We start from the raw sequence: 10,777 nt of genomic DNA on the forward strand, positions 1-10,777 counted from the left end.
CGCCGCGGTGGCCTCACCCCGTACGCGTGACGAGGATCAGGGGGATCTCCCGGTGCGCCGCGTCTCGATAAGCCGCGTACGAGGGCATCTCGGCCACCACCACCGGCCACAGGCGCTCCGCCTCGGCCGGGCTCGCGGGGCGGGCGGTCGCCAGGAAGGTCTCGGCGCCGACCTGGAGCGTGACGACAGGGTCCGCCGTCAGGTTCAGATACCAGGACGGGTGGCGGTCCGCGCCCGCGTTGGAGGCCGTCAGGACGTACACGTCACCGTCCCGTACGTAGGCCAGTGCCGTGCGGCGCAGTTGCCCGGACCGGCGGCCCCGGGTGGTGAGCAGCAGATCCGAGATCCCGGGCCGCGGCTGTCCGGCGGTCTCCTCGAAGCGCCGGATGTGTTCGGCGACCCAGGGGTTCGGGCTGTCCACGACGGATTCGGTGAGGGTCATGCCCCGGTCACCCCCGCGTGCGTACCGTGCAGTGACGGCACCTCGATCTCGTCGAGCAGAGCTCGGGCGAAGTCCGCGTGCGTGATGCGGGAGCCGGCATCGGCCGGAGCGACGGCGTAACCGCCGGCCGGTCCGCCCGCGTGGTCGAAGTCCCCGGCCGGGCTCAGCACCACCCAGTCCAGCGCCTGCGGCGCTGCCTCCCGCAGCGCTTCGGTCCCGGCGCCGTGGCCGGCGTAGAACTCCCGCCACTCCTGCGGATATCCGGGGGTGTCCATCAGCAGCGTCCCGGCCCCCGTCGGCAGTACGGAGGCGAGCCCGACCGACACCAGCCGCCCGACCCCCGCCTGCGGCAGGCCCGCCGCGAGGGCGCGGGCCATTGCGGGGAAGAACACGCCCGGTGCCGCCGTCTGGTCGTGGACGGCGACCACCGCGGCGTCGTGACCGGCCGCCAGCCGGGCCACGTCCGCCGCCGAGGTGACGTCCCCGTCCGCGCGGCCCGCCTCGGTGACCTCGTACCCGCGTGTCCGTGCCTCCGCGACGGCTGCCCGCCCGACCCGGCCGCCGGCCCCGAGCACGATGACCCTGCCCTTGCTGATCCCTCTGTGGTTCGTCATGTGGCAGACCCTAGGGAAAGAGGTGGTTACCGATCGGATACCGGTCTACCGTACGGATCATGAACCAGCTCCCGCCGCAGCCCACTCCCCCGCCCCTGGATCCGGAGATGTTCGACCCCGTCTGCCCGTCCCCGCTGGTCCCGTTCCGGGTCGGGGACAAGTGGGCCTCACTGATCCTGCGCTGCCTCGAAGACGGCCCGCGTCGGTTCTCCGAGCTCAAGGTCCCGCTGCGGGGCATCACCTCGAAGTCCCTGACCCAGTCCCTGCGCAGCCTGGAGCGCGACGGCTTCGTCGTCCGGGCCGAGCACGAGACCCCGGAGCGGCGCGTCGAGTACGCGCTGACCCCGCTCGGCCGGGGGCTGCTGGGCCCCCTGGACGCGGCGTGCGAGTGGACCCGGGAGCACTGGGACGAGCTGATCGACGCTCAGGAGGCGGGACTGTCGAGGGTGCCGGTCTAGTCGTCCGGCCCGTCAGAGGCTACCGCCCACCGCATCGGGGTGGACGGCCAGCGGGTTGGGGACGGGCAGGTAGCGGGGTTGAGTGCCGTCCGCGGCGATCCAGCGGGAGAGGAGGTTGGCCTTGGCCGGGACGGTGGACATCGCGAGGAGGGTGGCGGTCTCGGGCAAGCCGCGTTCTTTGTCGTACCGCTCGAACTCCAGCCGCGCGGCCGGCCACAGTGCACCTGCAGCCCCGGGAAAACGGTGGGTGAGGGCGTTGGCGATCTCGCTGAGGTTGTTGACGACGAGGCAGTACACCAAGCGCTGCCAGGCCGCCTCGCGCGGCGTCCCGGGGATGACTTTGGCGCCCTCGGTGTCACGGAAGACGGCCTGGACGGGATTGCCGTCCGCGTCCACGGCGATCAGGGTGTTCTGCAGGTGGCACTCGACCGCCACGCCGTGCCGGGCGTACGCCTCCAGCACGGGTGGGACGACGCGGCCCAGGTAGGCCGACCACCAGTGCAGCGGGTCGCTGAGGCGGTCGAGGGGGTTTCCGTCGAAGTCCTCGGTGAGCGCGGCGGCCAGCACCGTGGTGGCGCCCGGCAGCAGGTGGCCGTCCAGACCGTCGCGGACCAGGACCGGGAAGATCTCCTCAAGGCCGCGGGCCGTGCGGTGCCCGGGTTCGCTCAACCAGGCCGCGGGCCCTGCCATGGCGGCGAAGGCGGCAGTGGCCAGTGGGTCGGTGCGGCGCCCCTGGCGCAGTTCGTGCCGCCGCATCCGCCGGACGTCGTTGGTGATCTGCACCTCCAGGCTGAACTTCAGGAACAGGTCGGCCGATCCAGGGCGCTCGGGGCTGCCGGGGACATGAACCGTGCGCACCGAGGAGGTCGCCCGGGCCTGCCAGGGTGTGGTGCCCAGCCGGACGAGCCGGCCCTCGGCGAAGGCGGTCCGCACGGCCGGCAGGTGGTGGGTGAGAGCGAACTGCCAGGGATGGGCGGGCAGCAGGCGGTAGCCGGGCGGGGCCTGGCCCAGGGCGTCGAGGGCACGGGGGTCTCCGGCGTCGATCACCGTGTCCTCCCGGACGCCCAGCAGGAGGAGCGGGAAGCGGGCGTACGCCTCGGGGGCGTAGCGCAGCCAGGCGGCGGGCGGGCCACCGCCGCTGCGGGCCTTGGGGGCCGGGTGGAAGGGGTGGCCCATGACGAGGGCCTGTTCGGAGCGCAGCCACAGGTCGTGGGGTGGGGCGGTGTGGGCCCGGGCGGCCAGGATGGCCTCCAGGGCCTCGCGGCTGGCGAGCATCTCGGCGACCAGGGCGGGGTTGGAACGCGCGGTGAGGGCCCGCATCTCCTGGGCGGTGAGGTCGATGAGGTCGGCGTGATGCAGGAGGTGCCAGGCCGCATCGTTCCACAGTGCGGGCGAGGAGGGCCGGTGGCCCGTGCGCACGCGGAGCAGTCGGCCGCTGGCGCGCAGGCGGTGGACGGCGTGGCCGGTGGACGTGGTCCAGGCCGGTTCGGCGGCCTCGCGAAGCAGACAGTTGAGCAGAGGCGTTATGGACAGTTGTTCGGCGACTCGGGCGAAGTCATGCATCGGGCATCAGTATGTATCGGGCATGAGTGTGTGCGGAACGTGCCGGCGTATGGAGGGGAATCGCGTGTGCGGTACCGCCGCCGAACGGGAGCTGTCAGAGCAATTGGGCGAGATACGCCCGGAGTTGGCCGATGCCTACGTCGCCGGCCTGCCCGGGGCGCGGGCCGCGGTGCTGGCGCGGTTGTGGCGGGGGCTCGTTCACGAGCCGTTGCCCTGGGTCGTGAGCCGTCTCGCCGGGCGTGACGGCGTCAGGCTGCGGTTGGCGGACGGGCGGTGCCTGCACGGTCCGCCGTCGGACCCCTGGGCGACGGGGACGGCGGTCGCCTGCGTCGAGCTGGACGGCCGCCCGTTCGATCACCCGGCCCGGTTGCTGACGGCCCTGGCCGTGCCGGGGGGCGAGCGTGTCGCCGCCGAGATCGACCACAGCACCGCATCGATGGCGCTCTCCCGCACCGCCCCTCGTGCCGCGGGCCCGCCTGCGGCCCCATGGGAGTGGGAACAGCAGTCGCCGGACGGGCATCCCTATCACCCCGCCTGCCGGTCCCGGCCCGGTTTCTCGGCCGCCGATCAGCTGGCGTACGCGCCGGAACACCGGCCGGTGGTGAGCCTGCGACTGGCACCGGTGGCCGGCGCCACGGTGCGCGGCCCGTGGCCGGCGGACCTGCGCGACGGCCGGCTCACGCTGATTCCGGTGCACCCGTGGCAGGCCGAGCACACCCTGACCGGCCGGGCCCTGCTGCCCGGGCCCAAGGCCCAGCCGCTGCTGGCCCTGCGAACGCTCGACCTCGGCCGGAACGTGCACGTCAAAACCGCGTTGAGCACCCAGCTCACCTCCGCGGTGCGGGACATCTCCGCCTATTCGGTGGAGAACGCCCTGATCACCTCCGACGCCGTCGAACGTGCCGCGGAACGCCTCGGTGGCCGGCTGCACATCGCCCGGACCCTGGCGGCGGCCGGAGCGGGCACACCGGACTTGGCAGCGGTGTTACGGCAGTCTCCGTACGTGCACGCCGGGCCGAGGGAGCAGGTGGTGCCGGTGGCGGAACTGCCCGCGTACTTCGCCCCGTTCGCGCCCGGCGAGCGGCAGAGCCGGATCATCGAGTTCGCGCACCTGGCCGTGGAGGTTTGCCTGGACCTGCTCGGCCTGGGGGTGGCCCTGGAGGCGCACGGCCAGAACCTCCTCGCCGTCCTCGACGGGGAGGGCCGGGCCCGGCGACTCGTCTACCGCGACCTCGCCGACGTCCGCATCAGCCCCGTCCGGCTGGCCCGCCACGCGCTCTCACCGCCACCGCTGACCGGCCGACTGCTCAACGACGATCCCGCCGTTCTCCGCCGCAAGGTCTTCGGCTGCCTGGTCACGGGCGCCCTGGGCCCGCTGGCCGGAAGCGCCTCGGCCCTGGGCACGATCCTCCGGGCCGCCACCCAGGGCCTGCCCCCGACCCCCGACCTGCGGGCCCTCATGACGGAGCGGCTTCCGGCAAAGGCGCTCACCTTGATGCGGCTGGCTCCGGGAGGTGACCAATGGGCGCTGCTGCCCAATCCGGCCCTGCTCTGCTGAACGTGGCCGCCCCGCCCGGCCCGCCCCGGCGATCCCGGCCCGGCGATCCCGTCCCGCGCCGGTCCGGCAGGGACGGTCCGGTCGCCTCCCGGCGAAACCGGACCGCCCTGCGACGTCGGCGTGCGCGGCACCGGTGCCGTCAGCCGGTCAGCTTCCGGGCAGCCAGGGCGGTGCCCTCGATCCGGGCGCGGATCTTGGCGAAGGCGGTGTCGCGCGAGGTGGAGGTGTCGTCGGCGAACGGCGAGAAGCCGCAGTCGTCGCACGTCCCCAGGCGGTCCAGGGGCAGGTGGCGGGCGGCGGTCAGGACCCGGTCGCGGACCTCTTCGGGGGTCTCGACGCGGGGGTCGAGGGGGTCGGTGACCCCGACGAAGACCCGGGCCTGCCCGGGCAGGTGGTCGGCGAGGATGCCGAGAACCCTCTCCGGGTCCGGCTCACTGGCCAACTGGACGTAGAAGGCCCCGGCTTCGAGCCGCAGCAACCCGGGCAGCAGCCCGGCGTAGTCGACGTCGAGGCTGTGGGTGGAGTCCTGGTCGCCGCCCGGGCAGGTGTGCACGCCGATCCTGGCCCGCTCGGTGGCGGTGAAGCGCTCCAGAACGCGGTTGTTGAGCGTGATGAACTGCTCCAGCAGGTCACCTGACGGGTCCAGCTTCAGCGCGAGGCGGGCTTCGGTGAAATCGAGCTGGACCACGTGGGCGCCGGAATCCAGGCAAGCACGGATCTCGGCCTCGGCGCCGGCGGTGAGATCGTCGAGGAAGGCTTCGCGGGGATAACCGTCGATGCCGTCCGCCGGATAGAGCAGGCTGAGGGCCGAGGGGGCGATGACGGCCTGCTTGACGGGGACGGTCGCGTGCCGACGGGCGGCCCGCAGATAGCGGTCGGCGTGCACGCCGTAGCGCATCGGTCCGGCCGTCAGGCGGGGCAGCTGCCGCTGGTGGCCGTCGGCGAAGGGGATGACGGCGCCGTCGGGTGCCAGCCGGAGCTCACCGGCGAGCGGGTAGGTGGCGAAACTGGGCTTGGACTGCTCGCCGTCGGTGACGACCGGCGAACCGACCTCCTCCAGACGGCGGACGGTGTCGCGGACCGCGCGGTCCTGGGCGGCGGCCAGCTCGTCGTCGCCGATCCGGCCGGCTGCATGAGCCGCCGTGGCGTCGAGCAGCTCGGCGGGCCGGGGGATGCTGCCGATGGGCTCCGTGGGGATTCCCACGCAGGCCGCGGTCACGGGTGGACCTCCAGCTGCGCCCGGCCGCTGCTCCCGCGCAGACCGGAGGAGAGACACTCCGTGGGCAGCTGGGAGGAGCCCGCGAAAACGGTCCGCTGCGCCGGCTGTCCCTTGCCGCGCCCCTCGGTGACGTGGCCCGTCAGCCTGACGATCTGGACGTCGGTGACGCGGAGCGTGGTGCCGCTGTCGTAGACGATCAGTGATCTCTTGCCGTCGGCATAGCGAACGGTCTCGGTGAGGCGGGCTCCGCCCAGCGTGAGGCAGGACGCGTCCGGGGACTGCCCGTCGAGCGAGCCGGTGGCCGGCAGGGTCCGGCCCGGAGCGACGGTGCAGACGTAGCGGGCGTCCACGGTGATGTGCGCCCGCCGGGGCACGAGGGTCAGGGGCGGGTCGTAGGTGCTGTCGCTGGCACCCACGCACAGCACGCCCGGGGTGTCTCTCTGCCTGCCCCCGTCGGCCTGACCGGCCGGAGCCCCCGCCCAGCACGCTCCCACCAAGGCCATGGAACTCAGAGCCACCGCCGCACCGCGCCCGCCGATCATGTGCCCTCCAAGCAGTCCGGATCCGCCACGGCCCCTGCCTACCCCGGGCGCCTCCCCGGGCACCCGGCTCTCGCAGCGGACCGACCGCGCGCATCCCACGTGTGCGCGGGAGGCGCACTCCGCGCACCACGTCACTGCAACGCGAGCCGTCCCGGCACCCCTTGGGCCCGGGCGCACCGCGGGTAGGGAGAGCCGGACGCGCGGACACGGCTCTCAGCCGCGAACCCGACGGACCGGATGGACCCGAGGGGCCCGAGGGACCGGATGGACCCGACGGACCCGATGGGTCCTGCGAACGCGATGGAAAGGACCCCTGGTGGACGACATCACCGCAAAGCGACTTGTCTTCGCCATGTTGGACGCGGACGGGGACGGCGTCATCTCGCAGGAGGAATACTCCGCGCGCGCCGAACGCGTTGCCCTGGCGACGGGACGCGCCGAGGACGATCCCCTCGTCGTCAGCGCACGGGCGGCCGGGCAGAAGGCATGGGCGGCGATGGACGCGAACGGGGACGGAGGAGTGACCTTCGAGGAGTACGCGGCATGGGCCGGCGCCGAGGCGTTCGACACCGTCTGCAGGCCCGTGCTCAGTGCGCTGTTCGACCTCGCCGACACCGACGAGGACGGCGCCCTGGACCTGCCGGAGTTCACGGCCCTGCGTACGGCGCTGGGTAATCCGGTCACCAACATCGAAGCGGCTTTCGCCGTGCTGGACACCGACGGCGACGGGTACGTCATCCGTGACGACTACCTCGCCTCGGTCCGTGCGCACGTCAGCGGGGGCCCCTCCCCCGTGGGTGCGGCCCTGTACAGCCGGACGGACTCGCCGTGAGCCCGTCCGGAGGCGGCTCGTCGTCCAGTCCTCATCGTCCAGTACATCGGTTCCGCTTGTGTGCCCGGCAGGCCCCGCGTCCCCTCGCCGGCGTTCACGCTGATCCGCCGGGTCGTGTACGAATGGATGTGCCAAGAGGGGCGGCGTGTCGCGACCGGGGCAACGAGGCCGCTGGGCGACGCTTCACGAAGTCTTCCCAGAAGGGTGTGGCGGATGCTGGTGCTCGGACGCTCGCAGGTCGAGGGCCTCCTTGAGACGGACGCGCTGATCGATGCCCTGGCCACTGCGATGGCCGACCTCAGCGCGGGCCGCGCCTCGGCTCCCGATCGCGTCGCCGCGCTCGTGCCCGAACGGGAGGGGCTCCTGGCCGCCATGCCCGGCTACGTGCCCTCGGCCGCGGTGCTCATGAGCAAGCTGGTCTCCCTCTTCCCGCACAACGCCGGGACCCCGCTGCCGACCCACCAGGCGGTCATCATGGTGTTCGACCCGGACACCGGCGAGCCCACGGCCCTGCTGGACGGTACGGCCATCACCGCGGCGCGGACCGCCGCCTGCTCGGCGCTGTCCGCGCGGCTCCTGGCACGCGAGGACGCCACCGTGCTGGCGGTCCTGGGCACGGGCGCGCAGGCCCGCTCCCACGCCCACGCGATCAGCCGGGTCCGCCCCATCCGGCAGATCCGCGTGGCCGGCCGGGACCCGGCCAAGGCCGCAGCCCTCGCCGTCGAACTGTCCGAGGCCCTGGACGCGGACGTACGGGCGGCCCCCACCTACGCCGCGGCGCTCGACGGCGCGGACATCGCCGCCGCGACCACTCACTGCCGCGAACCCGTCATCCGCCTCCCCTGGCTCACTCCCGGAGTGCACGTCACTTCGGTCGGCTACAACCCGGACGGCCGCGAGATCGACGACGCCACCATCGCCCAGGCCCTGGTCTGCGTCGAGTCGCGACAGGCCGCGCTCGCGCCCTTCCCCGCCGGCAGCAACGACCTGCTCGTCCCGATCCGCGACGGCCACATCACGGCCGACCACGTCCACGCCGAGCTGGGCGAACTCGTCTCCGGCACGAAGCCCGGCCGCACCTCGCCCGGGCAGATCACCCTGTACAAGTCGGTCGGCGTGGCCGTGCAGGACGCCGCGGCCGCGGCCTTGGTCGTCGCCGCCGCCCGCGAGCGGACGGTCGGCGAGGAGATCACGCTGCGGTGATCCGGTGCACGGCTCCGCAGGGGGCCCGAGGGCGGCAGCGCCGGCACCCGCGAAGGCGTGAACCATGGTGAGCGAACAGGACGAGGGCCCCGCTGATGCCGTGGACGGGACGGCTGCGTCAGAGAGCCGGGTCCGGGTGGGCCGGCCTCCTGCCCTTGACCGCCCATGCGCGGGCGGTCAGCGCGATCGACCCGTCCGGCTGCACGGGCAGCATCTGGCGAAGCGTGTCCCGCACACGGTCGCGGGTGGCGGGTGCGAGGGCGGCGACGTATCCGGGGGCCGGGCCCTGCCCGGACAAGAACGGCTCCCACAGATCCGCGAACCCGGCGAAGACGGCGGGCACCTCGACCGGGGCGACCACCACGTCGGCGAGCCCCGCGCCCTCCCACAGCGCCCGCAGCCGGCCCGGGCGGCACAACGGGAACCGGCGGCCCTCGTCCAGCGAGGTGGCGGACGGGTCGACGGCGGCCGCCGCATCCCAGAAACGGCGCAGGAACGGCATGCCCTGCGCGTAGTCCCACACGTACGCGGCGACCAGCCCGCCCGGTCGCACCACCCGTACCGCCTCGGCCGTCGCCGCGTCCGGTGCCGGCAGGAAGTTGAGCACCAGCGCGCTGACGGCCGCATCGCATCCGCCGTCGCGCACCGGCAGCGCCAGCGCGTCGGCCACCACGAAGGACGCCGGTGCGCGGACGGCGGCACGGGCCGAGACCACGAAGCCGGCGGAACGGTCCAGGCCCACCACCGCCCGGGGCCGGCACCGGGCGACCACCGTCGCGGTCAGCACGCCCGTACCGCAGCCCACGTCCAGCCACCGCAGCCCGTCGCCGCAGCCGAGCCACGGAACGAACTCCTGAGCCACCAGGCGGCTCCACCGGCCCATGTAGCGCTCGTAGGCGTCCCCGGCCACCCACGTGTCGAACCGCTGCCGCTCCCGCTCCCGCATGCCACCCACGATCCGGGACCGGGCCCGCGGGTGCCACCGGGGCGAGACTCCGCGTGACGCGTGGTGCGCGGCGCATGACGCGTGATGCGGAAGAACCCGTCGCGGAAATCCCGTGGACGTGGCACCCGCGGCCATGGCAAACTGATCTTGTCGACGCCGAAGGGGTGTAGCTCAGCCCGGCCAGAGCAGCGGACTCCAAACCCGCTAGTCGCAGGTTCAAATCCTGTCACCCCTGCTGACGGTCAGTCAGGCACACTGCCTCTGACCAGCGGAAATATGCAACGCGGGGCTGCCACATCACTTGTGGCAGCCCCGCCGTTTTTCTCAGGTGCGCTGGCGTGAGGGCGGGAGCCGCGACCGCAGGACCGGGACCGAGAACTTCGGCAACCTGCCGGATGCCGAGCAATTCAGAGACCTCGTCAACGCTCACGGCCGGCACTGGCCGCCCGGCTGGGTACGCGTCGGCCGGTATGTCCTGCGCTGACGGCAGGGTCTTGGTCGTGCCGTCGGCGAGGGTCACCTCGGTGGGGCATTCGCAGGCGCCGATGTAGGTGGCGGAGCAGTGGGGCAGCAGGTGCAGTACGGGGAGCTGGCGCACGCGCAGCAGTGATCAGGGACGGTCCATCCGTTACCGCCGCAGATGATGCAGTCGTCTCCGCTGCCGCCGCAGGCTTCGCAGTCCTCGACCTGGTCGCCGAGGCGGGACGGGCATGCGTCGTCCTCGTCCGTGATCAGGGGCTCAGAGTTGGTTGTCATCACGTCTCCTTGAGTGGGTCGGGACGCGGGTGGTCGGCCGGTGTATTCAGTCAGGGCTTGGCGTCTGCGGCGGGGACGTCAGCGATCCGCTGGAGTGCTGCGGCCGTGACCGCCCCCCTCGCCTGGGCCCCGGCGCCGCGACGGCCCAGACACCCGTGCCGACGCCCTCCGCCTCCGCTGCTCCGACCGAGACGCCCGAGCCCGACACGGGCAGCGTCTCCATCGTCAAGAAGGACCCGGCCGGCGCCGTCCTCCCGGGCGCCGCATTCCTCCTCGACGCGGCCGGCCAGGAAGCCGGCGCTGGCAAGACCGACGCCCAAGGCAAGCTGACCTTCACCGGTCTCGCCCCCGGCATCCACCGGCTCAAGATACGCGGCATGTGGGAGTGGGGCGCGGCGCGGCGGGACGTCGCCCCCCCAGTGGCTTCCCGGTTCACGCACCGGAGGCGCCGCGGGGGTGCACGGTGCCTCCGGCCGACGCGATCAGCGTCGGTCAGGCGCGCACGAGGTACCACGCACCCTGGCCGTTGCAGCCGTTACGGTCGTGGTTGGTGGTGCGGTAGCCGGGCGGGATGGGTGCGCCCGAGCAGGCCCATACGCCGTCACGGGCCAGTTGGTTGTACCACGAACCCTGGCCGTTACAGC

General features: G+C 73.2%; 11 protein-coding genes and 1 tRNA gene. 6 read left to right on the plus strand and 6 right to left on the minus strand.

The window, feature by feature from the left end:
* Nucleotides 1-13: 13 nt before the first annotated feature.
* The gene (locus tag IE182_RS05920; RefSeq protein WP_190108557.1) at nt 14-442 is read right to left on the minus strand and encodes a nitroreductase family deazaflavin-dependent oxidoreductase; all 429 of its coding nucleotides are present in this window, start codon (nt 440-442) and stop codon (nt 14-16) included.
* On the minus strand, nt 439-1,056 hold the full coding sequence (locus IE182_RS05925) for an NAD(P)-dependent oxidoreductase (protein WP_190108558.1): 618 nt from the start codon (nt 1,054-1,056) through the stop codon (nt 439-441). Before IE182_RS05925 ends, IE182_RS05920 begins: the two co-directional genes overlap by 4 nt.
* Nucleotides 1,057-1,115: 59 nt before the next feature.
* On the opposite strand from IE182_RS05925, the gene IE182_RS05930 reads away from it, so the two are divergent.
* Complete coding sequence (locus tag IE182_RS05930; protein ID WP_190108559.1) at nt 1,116-1,514, plus strand: winged helix-turn-helix transcriptional regulator; 399 nt, start codon at nt 1,116-1,118, stop codon at nt 1,512-1,514.
* Nucleotides 1,515-1,526: 12 nt separating this feature from the next.
* Here IE182_RS05930 and IE182_RS05935 read toward each other — a convergent pair whose 3' ends face one another.
* On the minus strand, nt 1,527-3,077 hold the full coding sequence (locus IE182_RS05935; RefSeq protein WP_190108560.1) for an IucA/IucC family protein: 1,551 nt from the start codon (nt 3,075-3,077) through the stop codon (nt 1,527-1,529).
* A 49-nt stretch (nt 3,078-3,126) separates the two neighbouring features.
* Here IE182_RS05935 and IE182_RS05940 point away from each other — a divergent pair, with 49 nt between their 5' ends.
* Nucleotides 3,127-4,635: an IucA/IucC family protein gene (locus IE182_RS05940; RefSeq protein WP_190108561.1), complete on the plus strand. Its 1,509-nt coding sequence runs from the start codon at nt 3,127-3,129 to the stop codon at nt 4,633-4,635.
* Between the two features lie 139 nt (nt 4,636-4,774).
* Here the strand turns inward: IE182_RS05940 and IE182_RS05945 are convergent, their stop codons facing one another.
* The gene (locus IE182_RS05945; protein ID WP_190108562.1) at nt 4,775-5,839 is read right to left on the minus strand and encodes a cobalamin-independent methionine synthase II family protein; all 1,065 of its coding nucleotides are present in this window, start codon (nt 5,837-5,839) and stop codon (nt 4,775-4,777) included.
* A gap of 11 nt (nt 5,840-5,850) precedes the next feature.
* Nucleotides 5,851-6,270, minus strand: a complete 420-nt coding sequence (locus tag IE182_RS05950; RefSeq protein WP_190108563.1) for a hypothetical protein — start codon at nt 6,268-6,270, stop codon at nt 5,851-5,853.
* Nucleotides 6,271-6,712: 442 nt separating this feature from the next.
* On the opposite strand from IE182_RS05950, the gene IE182_RS05955 reads away from it, so the two are divergent.
* Together IE182_RS05955 and IE182_RS05960 are read left to right on the plus strand one after the other, a co-directional pair.
* On the plus strand, nt 6,713-7,228 hold the full coding sequence (locus tag IE182_RS05955; RefSeq protein ID WP_190108564.1) for an EF-hand domain-containing protein: 516 nt from the start codon (nt 6,713-6,715) through the stop codon (nt 7,226-7,228).
* 213 nt (nt 7,229-7,441) lie between these two features.
* Nucleotides 7,442-8,431: an ornithine cyclodeaminase family protein gene (locus IE182_RS05960; protein ID WP_190108565.1), complete on the plus strand. Its 990-nt coding sequence runs from the start codon at nt 7,442-7,444 to the stop codon at nt 8,429-8,431.
* 118 nt (nt 8,432-8,549) lie between these two features.
* On the opposite strand, the gene IE182_RS05965 is transcribed toward IE182_RS05960, so the two are convergent.
* Entirely contained in the window at nt 8,550-9,377 is an 828-nt protein-coding gene (locus IE182_RS05965) for a class I SAM-dependent methyltransferase (RefSeq protein WP_190108566.1), read from the minus strand.
* Between the two features lie 160 nt (nt 9,378-9,537).
* Here IE182_RS05965 and IE182_RS05970 point away from each other — a divergent pair.
* Nucleotides 9,538-9,612: transfer RNA gene (locus IE182_RS05970), tRNA-Trp, on the plus strand.
* A gap of 676 nt (nt 9,613-10,288) precedes the next feature.
* A partial coding sequence (locus IE182_RS32715; protein ID WP_373303509.1) for an MSCRAMM family protein occupies nt 10,289-10,777 on the plus strand: 489 nt, incomplete at its 3' end.

Origin of the sequence: Streptomyces cinnamoneus, assembly GCF_014650495.1 — a bacterium.
In the GTDB taxonomy this organism is placed as follows: domain Bacteria; phylum Actinomycetota; class Actinomycetes; order Streptomycetales; family Streptomycetaceae; genus Streptomyces; species Streptomyces cinnamoneus.

Bases quoted from the DNA above. Each gene is read 5' to 3' on its own strand.
- IE182_RS05920 (WP_190108557.1), bottom strand. From the start codon at position 442: ATGACCCTCACCGAATCCGTCGTGGACAGCCCGAACCCCTGGGTCGCC.
- IE182_RS05925 (WP_190108558.1), bottom strand. From the start codon at position 1,056: ATGACGAACCACAGAGGGATCAGCAAGGGCAGGGTCATCGTGCTCGGG.
- IE182_RS05930 (WP_190108559.1), top strand. From the start codon at position 1,116: ATGAACCAGCTCCCGCCGCAGCCCACTCCCCCGCCCCTGGATCCGGAG.
- IE182_RS05935 (WP_190108560.1), bottom strand. From the start codon at position 3,077: ATGCATGACTTCGCCCGAGTCGCCGAACAACTGTCCATAACGCCTCTG.
- IE182_RS05940 (WP_190108561.1), top strand. From the start codon at position 3,127: ATGGAGGGGAATCGCGTGTGCGGTACCGCCGCCGAACGGGAGCTGTCA.
- IE182_RS05960 (WP_190108565.1), top strand. From the start codon at position 7,442: ATGCTGGTGCTCGGACGCTCGCAGGTCGAGGGCCTCCTTGAGACGGAC.
- IE182_RS05965 (WP_190108566.1), bottom strand. From the start codon at position 9,377: ATGCGGGAGCGGGAGCGGCAGCGGTTCGACACGTGGGTGGCCGGGGAC.